We start from the raw sequence: 24167 nt of genomic DNA, 5'->3' as shown, positions 1-24167 counted from the left end.
GCCCATCGACTTTCACATTTGCGAAGAATTTCCAGCTTTTACTCAATTGTTTTTATTGATGTTTTTTTACGATCTCAGCAGGGTTTGGCGTTGATATACGTACCAAGTTCAATGGCCAAAGCCTGTGTAGATAAGCTATACCAAGGTGTTGGCGAGTTGTGGTCGAGTCAGCAATTGAGGATGTGGGAGAGGGGTTGCATCGTCAGAAAGACGATTTTTCTTTGAAAAGTGAATGGATGGCGCTGCTATCCAAATTACGGATGAGGCGTAAACAGGTCTTAAGTCAGATTGGCTTGTTCCGACCACTGCTCCATCTCATCCACATTGCGCAACAGGGCGATCACTGCTCGTTCAAACAAGGGCTCGCTTTCAATAAAGCGTACATGGTCCAGCGCCAATAACCGGCGGAACAACTGTACGCTTAGTGCAGCAGGCTTTCCGAGGTCGGAAATCGTGAGCAATAGACATGCAGCGTTCGGACTGATCCAATTAAGACGGGCGCGGCGTGAGCTGCCGCCAAAGGCAATTTCCACCACAACACCGGTGCGTAGCTGCTTGAGTACTTTTTCCTTCAGTTCATCTGACTCTGCCAAGTCGATGGCGGCTTCGTCGTCATCCTCTACCAATTCACTGAATTGTTGATCCAGCAGTTCCAGAGACTCATCGAATTCCGCAGCGGCTTCAGCGATAAAATGGGTATCGTACTCAGTACAATCTGTGGGGCATGAAGTGCACATCCCTTGTGCATAGTTAGCAAAATGCGTTTCCATGTCTGCAAGGGACGTGGAAGGGTCATGGTGACCTTCCTTCAGCGCCTCGACATGTGCCTCCACCAACCAGTCCATGAAGTCCTGTTGAGCTGTATCGCTAAGGCGAGCCAACGCAAGATTGCCTGCCAGCAGATTCACGAGTTCTGGTAGTGCTTTCAGCATCTGCATCCGTTCGGCATTGCTGGTTTTAGGCTGCACACTCCATACTAATTTGGGAACGATCCGCCGGCATTGATGTGCCTTGTTGGCATCTTCCCGCTCCACATGTTCGATGACCAAAGGCCAGGTGCCGAGCAGAAAGTTTCGAAGGCGGGTGGGCAGATCGATGCCTTCGAGGGTCTCCCGCATGGCAGAGACCGCCTGCAGGTAGTGGGTGGTTCTTCCCTCGGCTTCTGTAATTGCAGCGGCAGCACGCGCCATATGTGTATCTTGTTCAGCGAGCGGGCCTGCAAGGTAATGGTCCAGCTGGGACAGCAGGTTATTGAATAATGCAGCGTCGCTGCTTGGCGCAGCGACGGCGATATCAATGAGTCGCTGGATTTCAGCAGTCAAACCCATCGCTATCGCATCCTTTTCCCCCAACCCTACCGCAATGGAACCGATACGGTTGAATAGCTGGCGGGCGGGATGGCGTTGTTCAGCAAAGAGACTGGGATCAAACAAGCCAAGCTTGAGCAGCTGGAATTGAAGCCGTCCCAATTGGCTGCGTACCGACCCAGGCACTTTGCCATCACGCAGCATGAACTCGAACAACATCGCGACGACATCGACTACCATACGTTCGCTTGGGTCCTGTGCCTGGCTGTTTAGTCGCCCACGGTTTTCCAGAATGCGATTGCGGAGTGATGCGTCACTTTCTCCGCTTTCAGTGCTGTATTGTGTTGTGGCCTCCAATTCCAGCTCGGCAATACTGCCTGCCAGCACAGTGCTGCCAGCGAAAGTAGTGAAGCTTGCCGGTGCATTCTGACGACCTGCTGGGAACGTTCCGAACAGTTCCCGCAGTAATTGGCCTGCGTTGACCTGGGTATCCAGCCAGTAGGGTGGGGAACTGGTCTCAGGTGGGAGGTCGACCGCATCAGGGCTGGTTTTCATCTGTATCCAGCGCATCAGCAGGTCGGTACGTGGAAGTTGTCGGGCTTGCTCAGCCAAGCCGGCAGGAATCACCGGCGTGGGAGAGGGTGCGTCAAGCAAGGGGGATCGGCGTGGTTTACTGACCTTTTTCTCGTTCTTGTTACTGGTCTGTGCCGGCAGCTTCACTGGTATGCCGTAACTATCGAGCTGTGTATTGAGTTGCTGATAAAGGTCAATTACCCGCCGGCTCAGGCAATGGGCCGCTGCTTTCTGCAAGACTTCGCTGACATCTTCCAAGAGGTCCAGTTCGCTGATACCCAATGCCAGACTGCCGCAAATCACATAGGGGCGGAATGGGTTTTCGCGCTCGGTACTTTCTGTTTGATGGTAGAGATTGGCGATCCGCGCATTGAGGTCGGTCAGCGTTCTGCCGGCTGCACTGCGAAAGTTTGCAATTCGCCGCTCCAGGGCAAGTTCCTGTTCTATCTCGGCAAGGTCACGCAGACTGAGGTTGTGCCGGGGCGCCTGATTGAAGCTGCGCTTTTCCCGCCGGAAGGCGGTGACCAGGCTGCGTTCGAGTAGACGCTGTAGATGTGCCAGCCATGCACTGCGTAGTTCGGTATCGAAAGCCAGCCAGGTGGCGCGGGCATCGAACATGATCCGGGCATCATGTGTTGATGATGCCCGGTCCGCCTGGTCCATGAGTTCAGCTGCTACTTCGCTCAGCAGCTGAGGCCATTGCTGCTGAATATACGCATGCATGGTGGCTTGTAATGCTTGCAGTATTTCAGCCCGTTTCATGGTGCTATGACCTGTCGCGGAAAAATGCGTCGTTAGTCGTTGCTCAACTCCGCTTTGGCAAAAGCCACATCCAACGCTTCCATTGCATCGCATTGGGTACAGGCAGCAGCTTTTTCGTACAGGCGGGTGGCATCCTTGATCTTTTTGTTTCCGTAAAGGGTCAAGAGGCCATTGGCATATTCAATATGGGCAATGGCCGAATGTGGAGTCAGCCCTAGTGCCTTTTCATAATGGGATTCAGAAGCTTCCTTGGAAACCCCATAAGTCAGCGAACCGACCATGCTGCCCACCTTGCCGATGATTTCGGCATGGTAGGCTCCAAGTGCAACATGGGCTTCGGCGTGTTCCGGGGCCAGCGCCAGAGTTTTGTCGAGGCTGGTTTTGCACTTGCCAGCCAGCCCTTGCGCCAGTGCTTTGGCGATGGAGATGGTCTGGCTGTAACGCCCCAATGCATAAGCATGCTGGTAGTAGGCGTTGATATTGTTCGGGTTCTCCTGGGCGGCAATATCGGCGCGTTCCGCCACCTCTTCAAACAACTCCATCTTCTCGTCTTCATCCTCGACGAGATAGGTTGCGTAGATGCTTTGCGCCTTATTGGCGGCGTTCATGCCCGATGCGGTTTCGGCTTTCAAACCCAGTGCGACGGCAGTCTGGAAATCACCCCGGTGGTAGGCGCGCCATGCATCCTGGCTCGCCTCATCTTCCGGCCAGGGTTCCTGGTCGCCGGCGTGTAAACGCTCCCAATTCTTCCAGAGCTTGTCACCTTCATAGTGATAGCTGCTGGTGTCCTGGGGAACGGCTTTCCAGTTGGTCATGCTTGTCTCCTCGCATCTTGTTGATTCTAGCAACTGTAGCAGAGGCCGATTCCGTCGCGCCGCCAGGGCCCTCAAAAACTATGCTTCTACACGTTCTCCAGTCTGTAAACGCCACAGTGAGGCATAGCCACCGTTTCTTTCCAGCAACTGTTCGTGGGTGCCCGCCTCGACGATGCGTCCTCCTTCCAGGAGATAAATACAATCGGCCTGGCGTACTGTGGAGAGCCGGTGGGCAATGATGAGTGTGGTGCGGTTGCGGCTGACGACATCCAGACTGCGTTGGATTGCTGCTTCCGTCTCGTTATCCACAGCACTGGTGGCTTCATCCAGGATCAGGACGGGTGGGTTCTTCAGAATGGCGCGTGCCAGAGCCAGCCGCTGACGCTGGCCACCCGATAGTTTCTGGCCTCTCTCACCGATGCGTGTGGCAAAGCCAAGCGGCAGTTTCTCGATAAACTCAGTGGCTTCCGCTGACTGTGCTGCCGCGGCAATGCCGGCATCGCTGGCATTGGGGACGCCATAAGCGATGTTCTCCGCCACTGTGCCATCGGTGAGGAAGCTGTCTTGTGCGACATAGCCGATGGTGCGTCGCAGGTCTTGCAGGTTCAACTCGTCGATCACATGACCGTCAAGCAGAATGCGGCCCGATTGCGCGGTATAGAAACGCAGCAACAGCTTGATGAGCGTGGACTTACCCGAGCCCGTGGAGCCAACAAAAGCCACGGTTTTCCCGGCTGGGACCTGTAGATCAATGTCCTGTAGGGTTGGTTGTCCACCATAGCTGAAGTTGACGTGCTCGAAGCGTAGCTCCCCTTTGGCTGCGTTGGCTGGGAAGTGACGGCCCTCGTAAGGAATATTGATCGGCGTGTCGAGCAGGTTCATGGTCCGGTCGATCGCTGCCATTGAGCGTTGGTACATATCGGCGACTTCGGCAAGGCTGGTGAGGGGCCACAAAAGCCGCTGGGTGAGAAAGACCAGAACGGAATAGGCACCTACTGCGAGCTCGCCATGAATAGTCAGCCACCCGCCATAGATGAGGGTGGCGGTAAAGCCGCTCAGAATGGCCATGCGAATGACAGGGGTGATGGCGGCGCTGATACGTATTGCGCGTGTGTTGGCCGCGCGGTAGTTACGACTGGCTGCATCGATATGCGCTGCTTCAAAGCTTTCGGCAGCAAAGCTCTTGATGGTAGCTAATCCCAGCAGATTGTTATTGAGCCGGGCGGAAACATCGCCTGCTGCTTCGCGCACTTCTGTGTAGCGGGGGGCAAGCCGGTTTTGGAACCAGAACGCACCGAACAGGATTACAGGTACCGGTATCAGCGAGATCAGTGCCACGCCTGGCTGCAAGGCAAAGAACACGGCACTGACCATGATGGACGAGCAGAACACCTGGATGATCTGATTTGCGCCGCCATTGACGAAGCGTTCCATCTGGTTCACATCGTCGTTGAGGATGGACATCAGATTGCCGGTACGCTGGTTCTCGAAATAAGCCATCTCCAATTTCTGGACATGCTGGTAGGCATCAAGACGCAAGTCGTGCTGAATGTCCTGTGCAAGTTGCCGCCACTTCACTTCATACAAATATTGAAACAGGGACTCGCCGCCCCAGATCAGGACATTGATGAACCCCAGAAATAGCAACTGATGCCATGTGTCGGTAATGCCTAGTCCTTGCAGCACACTCTTTGCAAGAAAGCTTTCCTCTCCTTTGACGACCACATCCACGGCCACCCCAATCAGTACCTCGGGCAGGATGTCGAAGAATTTGTTGAGTACCGAATACGTTGTTGCGAGGCGGAAGTCACGCCGATAACGGCTGGCGTAGCTGAAAAGTCGTTTTAATGGATTCATGGTAAGCTTCAATCGTCTTGTTGCGTTGTTGTCGGTGGCTGGAATACAAAACAGCCGCCGGATTGCTCGGGCGGCTGTGGTGTTGCTTTGCGTAAGAACCGGTTTACGATCTGTCACGAGCAGTTGTCAGCGGGGTGAAACGCAGCGCAGAAACCGGAATGTACTTTGGTACATGAGGATTTCGAGCAGCACATAAGCCCTGATCACAGCTGCGCAGTAAGATCGTAAGGGTTCTTAACGCAGTTCGGCCAATAGCGGGTCGAGCACTGCTTTGGTCTGTGCTTCAGTCAGGGCAGCGCCATCCTTGCCACTGACCTGCACCATGGTCTGGGCATCCTTGCTGGCTACCATGGCCTGGTATTGAGGCCGATTTTCTTCTTTCTTTTTGTCGCTCTTCCAGAAGGCCATCCAGTCGAAGAAACCTTCTTCCTTGGCAGCGAGAATCTGACCCGCGCTGATGTAGTAGATACCGAGCGAACGATCACGGTCGTTGATATTGTAACCGGCACGTTCGAGTGCCAGACCAATGCGTCGCCAAGCACGATCGAAGCTTTCTTCCACCTGGATGGCATGCTTGCCATCGGCTTGTGTAATCAGCTGAGCACGGTTACTGGTGCTGGTTGACGTAGCAGGATCTGCTGGTTTTGCCGCGACGACTTTGTCAGCGTCATCCGCAGCGACACCGAAACGCACCAGCAATTGCTTGAGCTTGGCGATTTCACGCTCGGGGTCGCTGGGACGGGGTGTCCAGCGGGTATCGCTTCTGTCCGCGGCGATATACACCTCTTCCATGCGGCGATGGGCGATATAGATCTCAGTACTCTTGCCATCAGCACCACGTTCCAGACGCATTCGGTACTGGTCAGCCATCCCGCTGTTGTATGAGGACTTCATACCGCGCTGAAGGGCAGAACGAATGGTACCCAGGGGGAGCTTGGGTTGTTCTTCCTGCCAGTTGGTTTCCAAAAGGGCAGCAATGGGATTGTCAACAGTCAGCTTGTAACCCTGGTCCAGCCAGAACTGCCTTACCTGAGGCCACACTGTGTCAACCGGGGCAGCTACAACCAGCCAGCGCTGATTACCATCATTTTCCATATGGGCTTTGTCGAACTGAGGCAACACAGCGCCTGAAGCCAGGATCTGTTTACCGTTAGCGCTCAGGGTAATGCCAGGGATGCTATAGGTACTGGCTGCATTGGGTGCAGCGAGGTCTGGCGGGACTTCCAACTTACGAGTTTGAATAGCGCTGCGTGCTTTGGTGTATTCGGGCGCTTGAGGTGTGTCATCACCAATGAATGGCAGGTTGGTGCAACCTGCAGCCAACGTGACCAGTGCGAGGGACGCTGTAATACGGGTAGTTCGAATCATAGGGGCTGCGGCTTCCATTAGATCGCAATGCCGGCTTGTCGCATGGCTGCACGTACGGGTTCTTCGGCGGACAGAGACAACGGTGTCAGCGGGAGGCGGATGCCCGCAGGCATCAGGCCCAGCTTGCTTACTGCCCACTTGGCTGGAATGGGGTTGGCTTCAATGAAGAGCTGCTTGTGCAGGCCTTGCAGTTTGTCATTAACTGCCCGGGCTGCTGCAATATCGCCACGCAATGCACTCGCACACAACTCACTCATCAGCTTGGGTGCGACGTTGGAAGTAACGGAGATCACACCATGTCCACCCAATAACATGAAGGCAATGGCAGTGGTGTCATCGCCGGAATACAGTGCAAAGTGCTTCGGGGCGCGCAAAAAGAGGTCTGCAGCGCGGCCAATATCGCCGGTGGCGTCTTTCAGCCCCACGATATTGGGGATCTGGGCCAAGCGCAGCGCTGTGTCATTACTCATGTCAGCAACAGTACGGCCGGGCACATTGTAAAGCAGGGTAGGGATCGCCACGGCTTCAGCGATGGCTTTGTAATGCTGATAGATGCCTTCCTGGGTGGGCTTGTTGTAATAGGGCACCACGGAGAGCGTCATATCGGCTCCGGCTTCCTTGGAAAGGCTCGCCAGTTCAATAGCTTCGCTGGTGGAGTTGGCGCCTGTGCCAGCAATCACCTTAAGCCTGCCCCGTGCCAGCTCAACCGTCTTACGCACGATGGCAATGTGCTCTTCCACATCCACGGTGGCTGATTCACCGGTTGTACCAACGGCGACGATACCGGCGGTACCGGCTTCGACATGAAATTCGACGAGCTTGGCAAGGCTCGCGAAATCGAGGCTGCCGTCCTCGAACATCGGGGTCACAAGTGCAACCAGACTACCTGTCAACATGGTGAAATTCCGTGGAACGGGAAGGGGAAAACGGCGATTCTAACCGAATCGACCGGGCCGATGTAGGGACTACGCCGACCTATTTCAGTTCCACCGACGGGAAATTTTTGTTGGGCCCTTTTGGGCAGGTATCAGTAAATCAAATTGGTGGGAGCAATATGCGGCTGTTACAGATATTGCAGGATAAAAAGAGCTTATGAACACCTTTCGGATGCACTGGTTTCAGGCATTCAGTAGCCCGATGTGCTGGGGAAAGTCGGTAATCAACGTATGCACACCAAATTCACGCATCAGTGAGTGTTCGTAGGGCGTATTGGCACCGTAAACCGCGTTATGGAATCCGAGCGTATTGGCTTGACGCAGGATATCCGGGTCCACGATTTCACAGTCCCACACCAGTGTACGTAAATTGTGATGGTACATGGCTGTATGCACCAAGCTATTGATAGTGGCGGGGCGGTGAGCGTTGAGAAAGCCGCAATCCACTGTCAATTGTTCTGCTGCGGCGAGCACAATCTCATGACGGAAAGAGGTGACCAGCAACTGGTGGCTTTCTTCGTACTGACTGAGCATAGGCAAGGCCAAACTGGCAGCAGCTGGCGTTTTGATTTCGATATTCCATAAAGTGTTGGGGAATGCATGCAGGGCTTCCGCAAGCGTGGGAACGGTATAACCGCAGCTTTCCGATAGCTGCTTGCGGGTCAGCGCCGCTACCGGTACACCCGCCTTTGACACCCTGTTATGAAACAGGATGGCTTCATTGTCTGCACTGACCCGAACATCGGTTTCGATGCCGGCAAAACCCAGCTGTAAAGCAGCTGCAAAGGCTTCCAGTGTGTTTTCGGGGCAAACGGCGTGATAGCCGCGATGGGCAAGGAGCTGCATATGAGAACCTGTTCAAAGTCTGCTGTTTGTCAGCAATACCGCGTTAAAAACAGCCTCGGAATACACATCTACCACGCGTGAATTCGGCTTCCTCGGATGTTCGCCTTGTCTTGCTTTTGCCCGCGAGATTTTGAACAGATTTTGAGGAGATGCCTTCATTCCGGTGCCTAAGCAGTTGTATGCCAAGCTTATACCCAGGGCTGCGCCAATTGCTCTCTGGCGAGCACTTTTTGCACAGCAGCCCGAGCCAGTATGCGTTGCAGCCAAGGACCGATGTGCCTGAAGTCCCGTGCCTTGAGACCATCAAAATTGCGCGTCCATCGACACAGCATCATGGCATACGGGTCGACAAGGCTATATTGCGCACCGAGCAGCCAGTTCTGGCTATGATTCGCCAATTGTTGGTCGATTTGCTCAAGAAGGGTCAAAACCTTGTTTTGGGCTCGCTGCTTGACCTGGCTGATCGCATCTGCGTCGTCAGCCCAACGCTCCGGGTAAAAGTAGACGATAAGCGCTTGCTGCAGTGTGGTGGAGAGCCAACTCAACCATTTGTAGCAGTGGGCTCGTTCAGCGCTACCTAATGGAGGGACTAGTCCTGCCGCTTGATGGGTGTCAGCCAAATGCAGGCAAATGGCAGCGGTTTCATAGAGCACTGTCTCCCCATCAATCAGCACGGGTATCAGCCCGTTCGGATTGAGTGCGCGGTATGGGGGAGAGTTCAGTGCGCCATTGTCCTTATCTATCTTTACCAATTCAAAGGGTACCGCCAGTTCTTCGAGCAGGATGTGAGGCGCCATACTCGCAGTGCTTGGATAAAAGTGTAATTGGATCATGGCAGGGAATGGGTGAAAGGAACAATTGATCCACGCCAGCTGGCAAACCTGGCGTGGAGTCGTTTAGTTTCTTAGGTTGGTGAGGTTAATGGAATAAGAAGCCAATCAGCAGCACCAAAGCAATGGTAAGCAGGATTGCGGCTTCCAGCATGTCATCATAACGGCTGATGTGATCGGCACGATCACGGGCTTGGGCGCTATCGAACTCAAAGTAGGCGCTCATCGTGCTAACTCCTGTGTGTTTCAGCATAAGCAAGGGATCGTGCTACAAAGCAGCCGTTAGATTGAACAGTGCCTCCTTGTTGTGATGAGATCCTTTCAGAATGAGCGTAAGGGTGGAAACCAGCAGGTATGCTCGCTAGTCCGGTTCCTGCCCAGTTAACTCTCTCATCCTGTAAAGCAGTGCTCGCCATAGCAAGTGTCTACTGACCTTCCAAAACTGTTGGCAAAGCCGTACCCCGGTCGTGAGCCCCGATGGCACAGTGCTCAGGCTTCATGTATTGCCTACATGTTGGTCCTGATGCACCGTATCCCCGCGGTTGGCGGCCTCCTGATACGGATTTTTGTACAGTTTATGGGAGTTTGCGGAACGCAAATCCAAGTCACAACGGCTAATCGAATTTAAGACGGTGCTATTTACCTTTGCCGGTTTTGCGGCCGAATGGTGAGACTTTGAAATTGTCGATCTCACCGACCAGATAGTAAGGTTTTAGCTAAACCACTGACGGGACTTCCAGGCCGATACTACCTGCAAGAGGTCCATCTGCCCTTGCCATTGTTGTCCGAAGGCAAACAGCGAAACCACTACTTGCCAACCTAAAAAATGGCTAGTGGGGTGCTGCGTGGAATAGGTATCGCAGACGCTTTTGCGTGGCATTGCCCATGCGTGCAAGCCAAGTTCTTCTGGTGGGTATGGTTTGTAACTGCAGCTGTACATCGCTCAGTGCTTCAATGATAACCAAGCCGTTGCACTGGGTTTGGTACTGTTCGTTGGTAAGCAAAATGATGTCAATGCCATTCGCCTCGGTAATCCATGCATCCCCCTTACGGCATGTTATGCACACGCATTGGTTGCTATGCAAAGCATACAGCTGATTGCGTTGGAGCGATTGTTCGTATTTAATGAAATTCTTATTAAACATTTTTAGTGTTCCTCTTGCTCATTCCACATGTGCTTGGCCCTTCTCGACGGATAAGATTCTGGGAGCTGGGTATGCAGTCACACAATCGACGCTTTTTCATCAAATGATTGAAATAGACTCACTGGTTTCTTCGCCTGGGCGGTTGCCTTCTTTACCTGCATTAAGAGCTTTTGAAGCTGCGGCGCGTTTGGGTTCGGGTGTGCGTGCTGCAGAAGAGCTGTTTGTTACGCCGGGGGCAATCAGCCACCAGATAAAAGCACTCGAAGCCCAGTTAGGTTATCTGCTGTTTGTACGCGAAGGACGGCGGCTTACCTTGACACCTGAGGGTAAGCGCCTGGCTATCTGTCTTAACCGTTTTCTTGTAGGGGTAGGGCAGGAGCTGGCTGATATCAAACGTGAGCATGAGCGGCCTCGAATTACATTGACTGCCTTGCCGTCTTTTTCTGCGCGTTGGTTGACTCCCAGGCTGGGGAGATTTATTCAGACTCGCCCCGATGTTGAGCTCTGGGTACAGCCATCGGCTACCTTGGAAAAGCTTGGTGGACCAAGTGGCATTGATTTGGCGATCAGGATGGGGACCGGGAGCTGGCCTGGCTTGCATGCCGAGCACTTTTTTGATGAACACTTCCTGGTGGTAGCGAGCCCACACTTGCCAAATGGCTTGCCTTCGGCACCTGCAGAACTTGCGGGCAGGAATTTGTTACGATCGGTTGGTGAGCCCTGGCGGCCATGGTTTGAGTTGGCTGGGTTGGACTGGCCAGAACCCAATCAAGGCTTGATCTTCAACGACTCCGGGCTTTTGGTACACGCGGTGGTAGAAGGGCAGGGGATCGGATTAGCGCGCCGTTCGTTGGTTCAAAATGACTTGGCTGCCGGTCGGTTAGTACAATTGTTTGAACTAACCCTACCCTCTCATTGGTCTTATTGGCTCGTTACTGCTGGCCCACCTCCCTATCGTCCGGTTCTTCAAGTGTTTATCGACTGGTTAAAGACGGAGGTACAGTCCGCAGTGTGATAAGCGATAACAAATCCTAGAACTTGTTCAAGATCTGTCACGAGCAGCTGTCAGCAGGGTGAGCGCAGCGCCAGAATCGGAATGTACTTGGGTACATGAGGATTGCGAGCAGCGCATAAGCCCTGATGACAGCTACGCAGTAAGTTAGTGAACAGGTTCTTAACTGATCGCATTGCTATATTTTTATTCGGAAATTTTTAATGCTGTTTTCTATTCGTCTTGCTGTTCTTGTAGGGCTTTTGACGGTACATGCCGCTGACGCAGCGGAACCTGAACGTCCTCGTGTTGCATTGGTATTGGGGGGCGGTGGCGCCCGGGGTTTGGCGCATATTGGTGTACTGAAAGTACTCGAAGAAGCACGCATTCCAGTCGATTGTGTGGTGGGAACCAGTATGGGGGCGCTGGTGGGCGGTCTGTATGCGACGGGACGGACAGCGGGTGAAATCAGCACCGATGTGAAAGCGATTGACTGGGACGATGTATTGAATGACCGGCCTAATCGGGCGCAACGTCGTTACCACGATAAGCAGGATGATTGGGTTGGGCTGGCAGGGTTCCAGTTGGGTCTGTCTGATAACGGGCAATTGCTGTTTCCCAAGAGTGCACTGGGTACCCAGAAGGTGGATCTATTGATCCGGCGCCTCGTGCAAGGTGCAACGGTGGAATACTTCGATGATCTGCCCATGCCCTATCGGGCTGTCGCTGCCGACCTGGAAGGTGGGGACATGGTTGTGTTATCACGCGGAGACTTGTCTGCAGCGATGCGCGCCAGCATGGCCGTGCCGGGTGTGTTTCCGCCCGTGGAGCGGGACACCCGTGTGTTGATTGATGGCGGTATTGCACGCAATCTGCCAGTGGATGTCGCACGAGGTGTATGTGGCGATGTCGTGATCGCGGTGGATGTTGGCTCGCCCTTGCTGAGCCGCAAAGAAGCGAGCGATGTGCTGGCGATTTCCGACCAGACCATGCGGGTATTGACGCAGCGTAATGTGGATGAGCAGGTCCGAAAGCTGACCCAGCGGGATATCTTAATCCGTCCCAGTCTTGGCACGATGTCGTCCTCCAGTTTTACAGAAGTTGAAACTGCACAGCAGGTTGGTGAGCGCGCGGCGCGTGACCTGTTACCCAAGTTGCAGTCATTGAGTATGAGTGAGGAAGACTATGCGGCTTGGCGTACCAAGATTGATTCACGGCGATTCAAGCCTGGATTGATCCGATCTGTGGATGTTGAGCCGACGCGTTTTGTTAACCCCGAGATATTGCGTGAGTTGCTGGATGTAAAGCTGGGTAAGCCCCTGGATGTAGATGCGCTGGAGCAGCGGCTTGACTATGTGTATGGCCGTGACGACTTCGAGCAGATTGATTACCACCTTGTACCTGCCCAGGACGGTCATGCAATCAGTTTGTCGGCCAGGGAAAAGCCTTGGGGTCCTCGATATCTGGACTTGGGCTTAGGATTGCGTACCGACTTTGAAGATGAATCGGGGTTTCTGTTATCAGCCCAATACAAGCGAACGTGGATGAATTCGCTAGGTGCGGATTGGAAGACCCGGGTCTTGATTGGAGAAAAGCGGGGGATAGTTAGTGAGTTCTACCAACCGCTTGCGTTGAATAGTGAACTATTCATTGCATTGAATGGGAGTGTGAATAGCAGGTCGATACCTCTATATTCTGACGACGAAATCAAGATCGCTGGCATACGAAAAACGCGCCGGGTTATCCGTTTTGATATTGGTTCCACATGGGGGCGCTGGGGGGAAGTCCGGCTGGGCGTGGAACGTGCCAAGTCGCGTTTCACAATAGCTCGTTTGATCCCGGATTTAGCTTCTAGTATTGATCCAAGGAGCATTAAGAATACCCAAGATGATGGGGGAATACGGTTGAGTCTTGGTTACGACCAACTGGATAGCGCACAATACCCACGTTCGGGTACCTATGCCCATCTCGAGGCATTTCGCTCAATGCATGATATTGGCACTGGAAGTAAGCTTTACCTAGCTAATTTAGATTTGAAGCAGGCTTTTAGAGCTGGTAAATGGTCATTACTGGTAGGTATGAGTGGTAGTGCAATTAGTAGTGATGAGCAAGTTGATTTAATGCCTTCAGTGGGGGGGCTATTCAACCTGTCGGGTTACGCTGACGATCAGCTTCGTGGGCAAAGAATAATCCGCACTCAAGTTCGACTTTCACGGGATTTGGTTAAGTTTTCTTCCATGTTTAGCAATGCGGGTTTTATTGGAATATCCTTGGAGAGTGCCAGAATCTGGGATAGGTATCGCATTTGGGATAACGAGGATTATCGACGAGGCTATCAACTTAGGTCTTCATCGGAGTCACATCAGTCCTTAGCATTGTTTGTTGGGAGTGATACGCGTATTGGCCCTGCATATTTAGCCGTAGGTTACGGTGATAACAAAAAAGCGCGTATTTTTCTGAACATTAATGGCGGCTTCTGAAAAGCGACTGATACCGAGTGTGCCGGTTAAAGGCCCCGTAAGGGGCCGCTTGGAGCCAGATATGCTTCCACTGTGTTGGCCACGATTATGGGCAATGGAACAGTTGTCTTATTGGAAATGCGATCAAGGCAGCTCAGTTACTTCAGCGGCTGATAGTTTAGCCAAGGGTCCCGGCTAGGGTCGGCAGCGAAGGTTTGGAAGCGTTCGATAATAAAGTCCGCAGCTGCCCGGACTTTAACGGATAAGAACCGACGGCTGGGGTAGACCATATAAAGGTCGAATTGGCCGGCTCGCCATTCTGGCAGTACCCTGACGAGGGTGCCTTCACGCAGGGATTCGCTTGCTACATAAGAGGGTAGTAGGGCGATTCCCATGCCATTCAGTGCACATGCACGTAGTACTTCCAATGCATTACAGCTAAGTGCAGGCGTGGGCCACGTTACGGCAACGGCTTCGTTTTCGCCACGAAAAAGGCGATCCAGGTTTTTGTTGTTATTGCTTTGTAGAATGGCATGCTTCGTTAAGTCGGCAGGCCGCTCTGGTACGCCACTCCTAGCAAGGTACTGGGGTGCTGCGCACAAAATCATTTCAGAGAAAGCCAGCTTGCGTGCGACCAGGCTGCTGGCCATTTTCTCGTGACCAAATATCAGGGCGAGATCAAACCCTTCCTCTACAAGATCGATCGATCGGGTTCCAAGCACCAATTCCACTGCAACATCAGGAAATGCCGCACGGTATGCAGGCAGAACGGGGGTCAAGTGATGTTGGGCGAAACCCAGAGGGGCATAAGCGCGTAAGACGCCACGAGCCTGGTCCTGCTTCTCGCTAAGTAGATTTTCTGCATCGACTACGGCCTCCAGGATGTCCTGACATCGTGCCAGATAGGTTTGCCCTGCTTCTGTCAGCGAAAGCTTTCGTGTTGTTCTTTGTATAAGGCGCGCACCTAGCTCGCGTTCCAGTTCCGACACAATCAGTGAAACAGATGCTTTGGACAACCCTAGTGTGTCAGCTGCTCTGACAAAGCTACCCAGTTCAGCAACCCGAACAAAGGTTTGCATGGCACGGAAACGATCCATGGTAAGGCCTTCCCCTCATATTGTTCTAAATTATAGAACTATTTGTTGAAAACTTGATTGTTTATCTTGATTTGGTCAAACGGCAGAATGTGAACCGTGCCGCAAGTACTGCGACATACGGGCTTAGGCTCGGTTCTTTTCTTCACGTAAAGGAATTCATCATGACCATGACCAAACAGACCATTGTGCTGAGTGCATTGATTGCCGGCCTAAGTGCTGCACCGGCCATGGCTGACGCTACGACTGGGACGTACGTATTCGGCCAAGTGACCCATGCCAGAGAGACTGCAGGTATCAAAAATCTTAGTAATGGGCTTGGTGCAGGTGTGGGCTACCGCATTATGGAGAATCTGGCAGTGGAAGGCGCTTATACCGGTTTGAAGAACCGTCATACCAGCATGGCGAATAAGAATCTGCGTGCCAGTGCAGTAGGTATCTTGCCCGTCAGCTCGGATATCGAGGTATTCGGAAAGCTGGGATGGGGGGCGCATAACAATAGTAACAATGATGGTGTGACTTATGGCTTGGGTGCCAGTTACGCAGTGGACAAGAATCTGGCAGTTCGGGTTGACTATGACCGTATGAAAACTGGTTATAGCCAAATTGCTACATCGGGAGGCCGTTCCCAACATATTGACACTTATTCTGCGGGTGTACAGTACAAGTTCTGATTTGTATAGATAGTAAGGTACCCAGTAAAACTTCAGTAGGGTTATTTGTGGCTCTATTTACCTGCCGAAGCTTTTTTGGGTACCTGTTAGTTATAAATCTAAAGTGACTTGGTATTGAATAGTTTTCTAGTTAGCTTGAATTTAATTACCTGTGATAGGCATGCTAGTTTGGTATTAGTAGCGTATGCCTAATATTTTTTGAGCATATCTATGTTATTTTCTAAACTCGCGCTGTTTTTCTTGCTGATAACTTTACTTACTTCTTGTAGTAATGGAAATCAGGAAGATGTTATTACTTATACATTTATACCCACATTAAAAGAAGCGATGGGGGAGGCTCGCTATGTACGGAACCAAATTACGCCTAGAGGCATAGCAGAGCTTAAACAAAAGTATAATAATATGCCAAATAAAGCCACATGGTTGTATATCGAATCAAGTGGTGGAGATATTGTCGATGGTATGACTCTGGCTGAATGGGTCCTGGAAAAAAAATTAAACGTAAAGGTGATCGGTAAAGGGTGTTTCTCTTCTTGCGCAAATTATGTATTTCCAGCAGGTAGAAAGCGAGAGGTAGCGAAAGGGTCGATAGTGGCTTGGCATGGTTCTGCTATGTCTGGTAGTTATTATGCAAAATTGTTAGATAAAGCTGTATCTAGAGCAAAAGATTATTATTACAACGTCTGTGCATCAAATGCTATGCACGATCCAGATGGAAAAGTGAACTGCCAGCAAGGTGCTGAATGGAATATGAAGCATGTTGCAAACACAATGCTCGAAAAAGCTAAAGCTGACGCGCTAAGAGAAAAAGCGCTCTTTGATAAAATGGGTGTGAATGCATGCATTACTGTGGTTGGGCAACGAGTAGCGCCAAGAGCGAAAGATTTCTGGTTTCTTTCAGAAAAGGATATGGCGACATTTGGATTGAGTGCAGTATTGCCCGATCAGTATGAGAAGACAGATACATCTTCTCTGAATGTCAGCATTGAATTAATTGATCTGCAAGAGAATAGTGAAATGACTCGATGCACCCATCAAGCTTCTTATACGCGAATATCTTAGTTAATTAGCAAAAATAAGTTTTTGCGACTGACAGTTTTTATTGAATCTCTTAATTCTTATAAAAATACTGCTTTGATACGAAGGTTTGTTATAGGGAGTTACTAATTTTACGCACAAGTGCTAACTTTTTTGTAGATGTAGTTAGGTCCTCCGCATTATTTTACCTACTATCGAGTCTGAAAAATTATTGTTAGTCATTTATAGATAAGTGAATAAATACATCTCTTAGAGATGATTTACTTTTATTCAAGTAAGATTTGAAAAATAGTTGATTTAGTTTACTTTTCTTAAGTGGCATACTTAGTAGCAATAGAGTTGTTAAAGCTTACTTACGGCCTTAATAATAAGTAAATTCTAATTAAATTATTTTTAAGATATTTAAGCAATTGTTCAGAGCTTGTTGGGTCTGAGAAAGTATTGCGAAGTAGTTTGCTTTTTGATGACTATTGATACTCTTTGAGAATTATAAAATGCAGCCACATCAATTTTTCTTTTATACATGCTTGATAGGCTTGTGTTCATCTGCCAGTGTCGCCGTATACTCACTGATACCTAGCCTACAGCAAACTATAAATGGGCAGTACTCTAGTGAGGGTGATGGCTTACCCAAAAAGGCAGCATTTGATGTTTACACATGGAATAGCACCTCTAACCCCGGTGAGGGACTAAATTGTTCCAGGCCTAATGAATGGAATGTAATACGTGCTAAGAGTAATGTGCGCGGACATTCTCATTCTGTGTTGGATAAAAAACAGATGCTTATGGATCAAGCAGAGGCTGATGCCTGTATTAATGTGGTTGGCAAGAAGATAGAGCAGAGTAAAAAAGAAGTTCGATACCTTTCAAAAAGGGATAGTTTGGTATTGGGTTCGAGTAGTTTAGTTGTCCCGAAAAATAGTCCAGCTGATCCCTTGCTATTTAGATTCAGCACTGATCTGATTGATCTGGATAAGATCAATGGTGTAAGCCGTTGTACGCGTAAAGTTTCGCATGTCCGCATGGCTTAATAGAGTTTCATAGTATTTTCTGCGTATATGGGAAAACTAGCTTGGTATTTTTTGAAATACATAAAAAATAAAGCCGCTGAATAATTTGGCGGCTTTATTTTATTGTGAAAGAACATTGCTGTCTTAGGTTGGTAGTTATGCAGGGTTTTGACTCGGCCGTTTGAAGAGCTGCTGGATACTGGAAAAGTCCAATGTGCCCTTACCTTGGCTAGTATGCAGGGCATATAGGTTGCGTGCGATTGACCCCAGTGGTGTGCTGGTACGGGTAGCTAGCGCGGCTTCCATGGCCAAGCCCAAGTCTTTGAGCATTAAGTCGACGCCAAAGCCCCCCTGATAATCTCGGCTGGCAGGGACATCATCCATGACACCAGGCCAGGGATTGTATTTCTCCAAACTCCAATTCCCGCCGGAACTGACTTTCATGATGTCACTGAGCACTTTGGGATCGAGACCATTGGCTACACCCAGGTTGAGTGCTTCTGCAGTACCTATCATATGAATCGCGAGCAGCATATTGTTGGCAATCTTGGCTACTTGGCCTGCTCCTGGGCCACCGGCATGGAAGATGTTCTTTCCCATTTTCTCGAGGATGGGTCTTGCTCTTTCCAATGTGGTGTTCTCCCCACCCACGATAAAAGTGAGTGTACCAGCAGCAGCTCCAGCAGTCCCTCCGGATACTGGTGCGTCAAGCATTTGGATACCCCGTGCTTTGGCAGCAGCATGGACCTTGCGTGCGACTTCCGGTGAGATGGTTGAGCATTCCAGTACCAATGCACCGGGCGGTATAGCCTGGATTAGTCGGCCCTCGCCAAGGTAGAGCCCCTCGACATGCTGACTGGCCGGCAGCATGCTGATGACGACTTCGGCGTTCACTACCGCATGTAGTGCATTGGGGGTAGCTTTGGCCCCTAGCTGCACGGCGGCTTGAATAGCTGCGGGGGTCAGATCAAAGACTTTCAGTGGAAGATTGGCCTTGAGTAGATTGGCAGCCATGGGTGCGCCCATATGGCCAAGCCCAATGAAGGTGATGTCGGACATGCTTGTCTCCATATTATTTTTTTAAGTCAGCTTGAGCGCGGACTTGTACTTGGTAAGCCACTGATTAGAACGGCTCACTGTCCAGCGTATCTATGCGATACGGCCAAAAGTTGCTGGAAAGCAGCTGTATGGCCATATGGCCAGAGCGGGGTGAGGAGGTTTGTGGTCTCAAACACCCGGCTTTAGCTGTAATAAGCATCGCAGGCACAGCCTTTGAAGAGGCGCTAGTGAAAGCTCAGTGTAGTGTGATCGTGGTATTGACGGGACCAGCGGTGACTTGGTCATCAAACCATCGTGAAGTCACTGTTTTGGTCTGAGTGTAAAAGCGGACGACTTCTTTGCCATAAGGGCCAAGGTCGCCAAGTTTGGAACCGCGTGAACCGGTGAAGCTGAAGAAGGGGACGGGGACGGGAATCGGTACATTGATGCCAACCTGACCTACATCGATGTCATGTTGGAAGCGTCTGGCTGCGGCTCCGCTTTGCGTAAATAGCGCGGTGCCATTTCCATATGGGTTCGCATTGACGAAGGCAATAGCCTCATCCAGCGTATCGACTTCCACAATGCACAATACGGGCCCGAAGATTTCCTGTTGGTAGATATGCATGCTGGCAGTGACCCCTGAGAAAATGGTAGGGCCGATAAAGTTACCCTGCTCGTAACCCGGTACCTTTGGATAGCGGCCATCCAGTTCCAGCTTCGCACCTTGCTCTATGCCTTGACCAACCAGTTTTTCCACACGTTCGAGGGCCTGACGGTTGATGAGGGGACCAAGATCGGCACCGGCTTTGTGGCCAGCATCCACTTTGAGTGCTTGTGCACGCGAAACAATTTCGGGTATCCAATCGCGTGCCTTGCCGACCAGAACAGCTACAGAGGCAGCCATGCAACGCTGGCCGGCTGCCCCGAATGCGGCACCAACCAAGGCATTAAGAGCTTGTTCTTTATTGGCATCGGGCAGAAAGACCGCATGATTCTTGGCGCCGAGCATGGCCTGCACCCGTTTTCCATGTTCACTGGCACGCCGATAGACATGGGTGCCGGCAGTTACCGAGCCAACAAAGGAAATGGCTTTGATATCAGGGTGGTCGCACAACGCATTGACTGCTTCCACACCGCCATGTACCACGTTCAGCACACCGCGTGGTAAGCCAGCCTGCTGAGCAAGTTCCGCCAGAATCATCGGCGTCAAGGGATCTTGCTCGCTGGGTTTAAGGACAAAGGTGTTGCCGGTTACACATGCCATCGGGAACATCCACAAGGGGATCATTGCCGGGAAGTTGAAAGGGGTAATACCCGCGCAGACACCAAGTGGTTGCCGGATTGTATAGGTGTCCACACCGCCCGCCACGTTTTCGGCGAACTCACCCAGCTGTAAACTGCCCACGGAACAAGCGTGTTCGACTACTTCCAAGCCACGAAATACATCCCCCTTTGCGTCCAGCAAAGTTTTTCCTTGCTCGCGTGTGAGGGTATTGGCCAACAGATCAATCTGTTCGCGAATCAATGCCTGTAAGCGCAGAAAAACTCTGGCTCTTTCGGCAATCGGTGTGGCACGCCACATGGGAAAGGCTGCCTTGGCTGCAGATACAGCTTGCGCTACCTCATCCGGACCACACATTGGCACGCGTGCAAGAATCTCCTGTGTAGCGGGGTTGTAGACATCTTGCCAATGCCGGGTACGGGATTCTGCAAACTCACCATTGATCAGTAGCTTTACGGTTGGGATCATGTCTCGCTCCATTTATTTTGTTGTAAAGGCAGACGTAGAGGCTGCGCATGCCCGTTTGTAGCGCCTGAGTTACGCTGACGTCAATCAGGATTGAATAAACATATGGCTGCTGGCATTAAGTACGGTAGATGTCGCGTAGGAAAGGCGGCGTGCTGCTGATAACTTGGCTAGCGAAATGCCTGCGATATATTGGGTTTTAGCGTGCTGTGTGGGGGAGACCGTATAGAAGCCACCATGATTGAGTCGATAATCTTCACATGCCGTGTTGTCGTGTTTGGCCAACAAAATATCGGCCTGTTTTGAATTGGGGTTTTCCCTTTGTGGGTGACTCAGCAACTTTCAATGATCTCCTTGGGTTGGGCTAAGCAAGAAGCTTCGCTACATTGGCAAAAGTCAGTTCTCCAAAATTTAGGTTGCACTTCTCTTCAATGGACTACCGTAATCGTGTCGTATGGATCACTGGTGCATCCAGTGGTATAGGTGAAGGGCTCGCGCATGCATTGGCAAAACGTGGTGCCCAATTGGTATTGTCTGCCAGACGCATAAATGAACTGGAACGGGTCTGTACGGCTTGTAGCGGGATGAGTCGGCCCATGGTTTTGCCATTGGATTTGACCAAACCAGCGGACTTCGGCGGGGCGGTAGCTGAAGTAGAAGCGAAATTTGGGCGCATCGATACCCTGATTCATAACGCCGGAGTTGCGCAACGAAGCTATGCGCGAGAAACGCCGATAGAAGTGGATCGCGCCTTGATGGAGATCAATTACTTTGGTCCAGTAGCACTGACCAAGGCGGTTCTCCCTGGAATGCTGGCTCGTGGCGCAGGACATTTTGTTGTCATCAGCAGTGTCATGGGCAAAGTGGGGACACCACGCCGGACTGCTTATTCAGCGGCCAAGCATGCGCTTCATGGCTTTTTTGATTCTCTGCGTGCCGAGCTTTGGCGTGAAGGTATCTGCGTTACCTTGGTTTGCCCAGGTTTTATCCAAACACCATTGCCGTCTGCAGCCCTTCTTGCGGATGGTACCCCTCAAGGACGGATGGACGCACTGTCGCGCCAGGGATATCCGGTAGATAAGTGTGTGGCGCAGATTATGCGTGGATTAGATGGGGAACAAGTTGAGTTTTGTGTAGGAGGCGCGGAGATTTGGGCTGCCACCATAGGGCGACTGTGGCCGTCGCTGTATCGCCAACTCATTCGGCGTGTATCCATCAGCTGAATTAGGTAGAGGCTATTTGACTCAATGGTCCGTAGCTCCAATTGTGCAGCACAGTGAATGCCTAACTGAATAAAGGCCTTGGTGATCGCCAAGGCCTAACACTACTTAAAACGGCTTTTTAGAATGGCAAAAGTAATGCTTACAGCTGCATAGACTTGATCTCATAAAACTCATGAATGCCAAACTCACCCCATTCACGACCGTTACCGGACTGTTTGTAACCACCCAATGGGGCGTCGTAGTTGAAGTCGCCGCCATTCACGTAACAGCCGCCAGCACGAATTCGCCGGGCGATGCGGATGGCTTCTTCCTGTGTGCCGGCCCAGACACCGCTTGACAGGCCGTAGATGCTGTCGTTGGCGATGGAAACGGCTTCTTCGATAGTGTTGTAGGGAATCATGCAAATGACGGGGCCGAAGATTTCTTCCTGGGCAATCGTCATCTTGTTGTGCACATCCCGGAAAATGGTGGGCTTCACATAGGCGCCATGAGTTAGACCTTTCGGCCGTTCCAGGCCGCCAGTGACCAGTTTGGCGCCTTCATCAAGGCCCTTCTGGATGTATTTCAATACGGTTTCGCGTTGGCTCATCGAACTCATGGGCCCGACGTAGGTGTCTTTGGCTAGCGGATCGCCAACCTTAAGGCTTTCAGCCACCTTCTTGGCGATTTGTGTGGCTTCTTCATACTTGTTGGCAGGCACCAGCATACGGGTCAGGGCGATGCAGGTCTGGCCGGTATTGATCATCACATCTTTTACACCGAAGCTGACAGCCTGCTCCAACGGGGCATTTTCAGTGATGATGAAGGGAGATTTTCCCCCCAACTCCAGGCAAACGCGCTTGATGCTGTCTGCAGCCAATTGTTGGATGCGTTTCCCCGTAGCGGTGGAACCGGTAAAGGAAACCATGTCGGCTTCAGGGTGGGTCACCATCGCATCACCCAGTACGCCACCTTTGCCAGTAAGCAGATTGAACACGCCTTTAGGCAAGCCGATTTCTGCGACCACCTCGGCAAAAATGATGTCTTGCAAGGGAGTAACAGAGGAGGGCTTGAGCACCATGGTACAGCCTGTGGCAAGCGCAGGCGCAACCTTGCCGATCAACTGGTACAGGGGGTAGTTCCATGGCGTAATGAAGGCGCATACACCAACCGCTTCCCGCACCACCAACGAGTTGTTTATCCGTTTCTCCACTTCCATTTCATAGGCGCGGCCGGCAAATTTCTCGAGGGCTTTGACGCAGTTCACCTGGATGATTTTGGCGATTTCCAGTGGACAGCCCATCGATTGGGTAATCGCCATGGCGAGATCATCTTTACGCCGTTCCAGTGCTGAATGCAGTTTGCGTATCCAGTCTGCACGTTCAGCAGCACTGGTGGCGGACCAGATTGGGAAAGCAGCACGTGCAGCGGCAAATGCGGCATTCACGTCGTCCAGGTCTGCATTGCAGACCTGCGCGACTTCTCCCTCTGTCGCAGGGTTAAACACGGTGGTGTGGCCACTGCCGTGGGGGGGGACCCATTCGCCGTTGATAAATAGTTTGTCGAAGCGTTGCATGAGTGCGCTCTCCAAAGCGTTAATTATTTAAGTATGGCTGGAAGGGAAGCGTCTGACCTTGGTGGCCAGCGGGTAATGCATAAACCTTATTTTCAATAAGACCTAGAAACCAGGTGCACTAGTAGGGCTGACCAGGCTGGCACTGATGATCTCAGCTTGCTGTTGGCCACGGTTGCGGAATCGATGCGGCAATGTCGAGTCAAAGTAATAGCCTTCGCCAGAAACCAACACGCGGGTTTGTTCGGCAACAGTCAATTCAATCTCACCTCGTATCACCATACCGACTTCCTGACCTGCATGGCTCAACATCTCGGCACCTGTATCTGCACCGGGTTCATATACTTCCCGCAGCATCGTGATATGTCGATTGTGAACACCGTGGCCCACCAGAAACAAGCTGACACCTTCCCCTCCGATATCCGGCATCTGGTCACGTTCGAAAAATGGGGAGGGGCGGGCTGGTTCTTCTATGTCAAACGTAAAGAACTCAGCCAAGCTCATTGGCACGCCATCGAGTACCTTTTTCAAGGATGAGATCGACGGGCTGACCCGATTCTGTTCGATCAATGAAATGGTGCTGTTTGTCACCCCAGCGCGCTTGGCCAGTTCGCGCTGCGATAACGCATGCTTTTCGCGAACCATTTTGAGCCGGGTACTGACTTCCAGTGTCATAACATTTTCCTTGCGGCACGATAGTTGAAAGTGTCCAAAATTGTGAACACTTGCGTGAGCGGAAATTATACAGCCTTACGCCCTTTGGCAGACACGATTAGGACGAAGTCATTGATATTAGGGTTATTGCGGCGCACAACCGATCTTTCTTGTGCTGTGTTTAATGGCTGGTGTCTAATATGTTTGACATCGTATCGAGATGAAGCGTTGAGAATGTTTGACGCA

General features: G+C 51.5%; 21 protein-coding genes. 6 read left to right on the top strand and 15 right to left on the bottom strand.

What is annotated here, in order from left to right; genetic code table 11:
• Positions 1-278 precede the first annotated feature (278 nt).
• From ACUHMQ_RS07500 to ACUHMQ_RS07460, 9 genes are all read right to left on the bottom strand, one after another.
• The gene (locus ACUHMQ_RS07500; protein WP_445294834.1) at positions 279-2642 is read right to left on the bottom strand and encodes a DUF1631 family protein; all 2364 of its coding nucleotides are present in this window, start codon (positions 2640-2642) and stop codon (positions 279-281) included.
• A gap of 32 nt (positions 2643-2674) precedes the next feature.
• The gene (locus ACUHMQ_RS07495) at positions 2675-3457 is read right to left on the bottom strand and encodes a tetratricopeptide repeat protein (protein ID WP_445294833.1); all 783 of its coding nucleotides are present in this window, start codon (positions 3455-3457) and stop codon (positions 2675-2677) included.
• Positions 3458-3535: 78 nt separating this feature from the next.
• Positions 3536-5314, bottom strand: coding sequence for an ABC transporter ATP-binding protein (locus tag ACUHMQ_RS07490; protein ID WP_445294832.1), 1779 nt, complete (start codon positions 5312-5314; stop codon positions 3536-3538).
• Positions 5315-5548: 234 nt separating this feature from the next.
• Positions 5549-6682 (bottom strand): NlpB/DapX family lipoprotein, encoded by a 1134-nt coding sequence (gene bamC, locus ACUHMQ_RS07485; RefSeq protein ID WP_445294831.1) that lies wholly within the window; start codon positions 6680-6682, stop codon positions 5549-5551.
• A gap of 17 nt (positions 6683-6699) precedes the next feature.
• Positions 6700-7578 carry a 4-hydroxy-tetrahydrodipicolinate synthase gene (dapA, locus tag ACUHMQ_RS07480; protein ID WP_445294830.1) on the bottom strand — a complete coding sequence of 293 codons (879 nt, stop codon included), beginning with the start codon at positions 7576-7578 and terminating at the stop codon, positions 6700-6702.
• 222 nt (positions 7579-7800) lie between these two features.
• A complete protein-coding gene (locus ACUHMQ_RS07475) occupies positions 7801-8463 on the bottom strand; it encodes a glycerophosphodiester phosphodiesterase (RefSeq protein ID WP_445294829.1) in 663 nt (220 codons plus the stop codon).
• A 188-nt stretch (positions 8464-8651) separates the two neighbouring features.
• Positions 8652-9296 (bottom strand): glutathione S-transferase family protein, encoded by a 645-nt coding sequence (locus tag ACUHMQ_RS07470; RefSeq protein WP_445294828.1) that lies wholly within the window; start codon positions 9294-9296, stop codon positions 8652-8654.
• Positions 9297-9381: 85 nt separating this feature from the next.
• Complete coding sequence (locus ACUHMQ_RS07465) at positions 9382-9519, bottom strand: hypothetical protein (RefSeq protein ID WP_445294827.1); 138 nt, start codon at positions 9517-9519, stop codon at positions 9382-9384.
• Positions 9520-10123: 604 nt separating this feature from the next.
• Positions 10124-10438 (bottom strand): DUF2917 domain-containing protein, encoded by a 315-nt coding sequence (locus ACUHMQ_RS07460; protein WP_445294826.1) that lies wholly within the window; start codon positions 10436-10438, stop codon positions 10124-10126.
• Between the two features lie 103 nt (positions 10439-10541).
• Here ACUHMQ_RS07460 and gcvA point away from each other — a divergent pair, with 103 nt between their 5' ends.
• Together gcvA and ACUHMQ_RS07450 are read left to right on the top strand one after the other, a co-directional pair.
• Positions 10542-11453 (top strand): transcriptional regulator GcvA, encoded by a 912-nt coding sequence (gcvA, locus tag ACUHMQ_RS07455; protein WP_445294825.1) that lies wholly within the window; start codon positions 10542-10544, stop codon positions 11451-11453.
• Between the two features lie 200 nt (positions 11454-11653).
• Positions 11654-13909, top strand: coding sequence for a patatin-like phospholipase family protein (locus ACUHMQ_RS07450; protein ID WP_445294824.1), 2256 nt, complete (start codon positions 11654-11656; stop codon positions 13907-13909).
• A gap of 137 nt (positions 13910-14046) precedes the next feature.
• Here ACUHMQ_RS07450 and ACUHMQ_RS07445 read toward each other — a convergent pair whose 3' ends face one another.
• Complete coding sequence (locus ACUHMQ_RS07445; RefSeq protein WP_445294823.1) at positions 14047-14985, bottom strand: LysR family transcriptional regulator; 939 nt, start codon at positions 14983-14985, stop codon at positions 14047-14049.
• A gap of 161 nt (positions 14986-15146) precedes the next feature.
• Between ACUHMQ_RS07445 and ACUHMQ_RS07440 the strand changes: the two genes are divergently transcribed.
• The 3 genes from ACUHMQ_RS07440 (at position 15147) to ACUHMQ_RS07430 (ending at position 17725) form a co-directional block, all read left to right on the top strand.
• Entirely contained in the window at positions 15147-15656 is a 510-nt protein-coding gene (locus ACUHMQ_RS07440; protein WP_445294822.1) for an outer membrane beta-barrel protein, read from the top strand.
• A gap of 210 nt (positions 15657-15866) precedes the next feature.
• On the top strand, positions 15867-16718 hold the full coding sequence (locus ACUHMQ_RS07435; protein WP_445294821.1) for an ATP-dependent Clp protease proteolytic subunit: 852 nt from the start codon (positions 15867-15869) through the stop codon (positions 16716-16718).
• A gap of 470 nt (positions 16719-17188) precedes the next feature.
• The gene (locus ACUHMQ_RS07430) at positions 17189-17725 is read left to right on the top strand and encodes a hypothetical protein (RefSeq protein WP_445294820.1); all 537 of its coding nucleotides are present in this window, start codon (positions 17189-17191) and stop codon (positions 17723-17725) included.
• Between the two features lie 135 nt (positions 17726-17860).
• On the opposite strand, the gene mmsB is transcribed toward ACUHMQ_RS07430, so the two are convergent.
• The 3 genes from mmsB to ACUHMQ_RS07415 all read right to left on the bottom strand — a co-directional run bounded on the left by mmsB (position 17861) and on the right by ACUHMQ_RS07415 (position 20831).
• On the bottom strand, positions 17861-18763 hold the full coding sequence (gene mmsB / locus ACUHMQ_RS07425; RefSeq protein ID WP_445294819.1) for a 3-hydroxyisobutyrate dehydrogenase: 903 nt from the start codon (positions 18761-18763) through the stop codon (positions 17861-17863).
• A 235-nt stretch (positions 18764-18998) separates the two neighbouring features.
• Positions 18999-20495 carry a CoA-acylating methylmalonate-semialdehyde dehydrogenase gene (locus tag ACUHMQ_RS07420; protein ID WP_445294818.1) on the bottom strand — a complete coding sequence of 499 codons (1497 nt, stop codon included), beginning with the start codon at positions 20493-20495 and terminating at the stop codon, positions 18999-19001.
• An 84-nt stretch (positions 20496-20579) separates the two neighbouring features.
• Positions 20580-20831 (bottom strand): hypothetical protein, encoded by a 252-nt coding sequence (locus tag ACUHMQ_RS07415; protein ID WP_445294817.1) that lies wholly within the window; start codon positions 20829-20831, stop codon positions 20580-20582.
• A gap of 92 nt (positions 20832-20923) precedes the next feature.
• Between ACUHMQ_RS07415 and ACUHMQ_RS07410 the strand changes: the two genes are divergently transcribed.
• Positions 20924-21715 carry an SDR family oxidoreductase gene (locus ACUHMQ_RS07410; protein ID WP_445294816.1) on the top strand — a complete coding sequence of 264 codons (792 nt, stop codon included), beginning with the start codon at positions 20924-20926 and terminating at the stop codon, positions 21713-21715.
• A 139-nt stretch (positions 21716-21854) separates the two neighbouring features.
• Here ACUHMQ_RS07410 and ACUHMQ_RS07405 read toward each other — a convergent pair whose 3' ends face one another.
• Together ACUHMQ_RS07405 and ACUHMQ_RS07400 are read right to left on the bottom strand one after the other, a co-directional pair.
• A complete protein-coding gene (locus ACUHMQ_RS07405; protein WP_445294815.1) occupies positions 21855-23270 on the bottom strand; it encodes an aldehyde dehydrogenase family protein in 1416 nt (471 codons plus the stop codon).
• 102 nt (positions 23271-23372) lie between these two features.
• The gene (locus tag ACUHMQ_RS07400) at positions 23373-23942 is read right to left on the bottom strand and encodes a cupin domain-containing protein (RefSeq protein ID WP_445294814.1); all 570 of its coding nucleotides are present in this window, start codon (positions 23940-23942) and stop codon (positions 23373-23375) included.
• Positions 23943-24167: the final 225 nt, after the last annotated feature.

It is taken from the genome of Chitinimonas violaceus (genome assembly GCF_052601015.1).
Note: the sequence above shows the minus strand (reverse complement) of the source record. Positions and strands in the feature narration are given on the sequence as shown.

Excerpts from the sequence above, each read along its gene's own strand:
- ACUHMQ_RS07500 (WP_445294834.1), bottom strand. The coding sequence starts at position 2,642 with ATGAAACGGGCTGAAATACTGCAAGCATTACAAGCCACCATGCATGCG.
- ACUHMQ_RS07495 (WP_445294833.1), bottom strand. The coding sequence starts at position 3,457 with ATGACCAACTGGAAAGCCGTTCCCCAGGACACCAGCAGCTATCACTAT.
- ACUHMQ_RS07490 (WP_445294832.1), bottom strand. The coding sequence starts at position 5,314 with ATGAATCCATTAAAACGACTTTTCAGCTACGCCAGCCGTTATCGGCGT.
- bamC (WP_445294831.1), bottom strand. The coding sequence starts at position 6,682 with ATGATTCGAACTACCCGTATTACAGCGTCCCTCGCACTGGTCACGTTG.
- dapA (WP_445294830.1), bottom strand. The coding sequence starts at position 7,578 with ATGTTGACAGGTAGTCTGGTTGCACTTGTGACCCCGATGTTCGAGGAC.
- ACUHMQ_RS07475 (WP_445294829.1), bottom strand. The coding sequence starts at position 8,463 with ATGCAGCTCCTTGCCCATCGCGGCTATCACGCCGTTTGCCCCGAAAAC.
- ACUHMQ_RS07470 (WP_445294828.1), bottom strand. The coding sequence starts at position 9,296 with ATGATCCAATTACACTTTTATCCAAGCACTGCGAGTATGGCGCCTCAC.
- ACUHMQ_RS07465 (WP_445294827.1), bottom strand. The coding sequence starts at position 9,519 with ATGAGCGCCTACTTTGAGTTCGATAGCGCCCAAGCCCGTGATCGTGCC.
- ACUHMQ_RS07460 (WP_445294826.1), bottom strand. The coding sequence starts at position 10,438 with ATGTTTAATAAGAATTTCATTAAATACGAACAATCGCTCCAACGCAAT.
- gcvA (WP_445294825.1), top strand. The coding sequence starts at position 10,542 with ATGATTGAAATAGACTCACTGGTTTCTTCGCCTGGGCGGTTGCCTTCT.
- ACUHMQ_RS07450 (WP_445294824.1), top strand. The coding sequence starts at position 11,654 with ATGCTGTTTTCTATTCGTCTTGCTGTTCTTGTAGGGCTTTTGACGGTA.
- ACUHMQ_RS07445 (WP_445294823.1), bottom strand. The coding sequence starts at position 14,985 with ATGGATCGTTTCCGTGCCATGCAAACCTTTGTTCGGGTTGCTGAACTG.
- ACUHMQ_RS07440 (WP_445294822.1), top strand. The coding sequence starts at position 15,147 with ATGACCATGACCAAACAGACCATTGTGCTGAGTGCATTGATTGCCGGC.
- ACUHMQ_RS07435 (WP_445294821.1), top strand. The coding sequence starts at position 15,867 with ATGTTATTTTCTAAACTCGCGCTGTTTTTCTTGCTGATAACTTTACTT.
- ACUHMQ_RS07430 (WP_445294820.1), top strand. The coding sequence starts at position 17,189 with ATGCAGCCACATCAATTTTTCTTTTATACATGCTTGATAGGCTTGTGT.
- mmsB (WP_445294819.1), bottom strand. The coding sequence starts at position 18,763 with ATGTCCGACATCACCTTCATTGGGCTTGGCCATATGGGCGCACCCATG.
- ACUHMQ_RS07420 (WP_445294818.1), bottom strand. The coding sequence starts at position 20,495 with ATGATCCCAACCGTAAAGCTACTGATCAATGGTGAGTTTGCAGAATCC.
- ACUHMQ_RS07410 (WP_445294816.1), top strand. The coding sequence starts at position 20,924 with ATGGACTACCGTAATCGTGTCGTATGGATCACTGGTGCATCCAGTGGT.
- ACUHMQ_RS07405 (WP_445294815.1), bottom strand. The coding sequence starts at position 23,270 with ATGCAACGCTTCGACAAACTATTTATCAACGGCGAATGGGTCCCCCCC.
- ACUHMQ_RS07400 (WP_445294814.1), bottom strand. The coding sequence starts at position 23,942 with ATGACACTGGAAGTCAGTACCCGGCTCAAAATGGTTCGCGAAAAGCAT.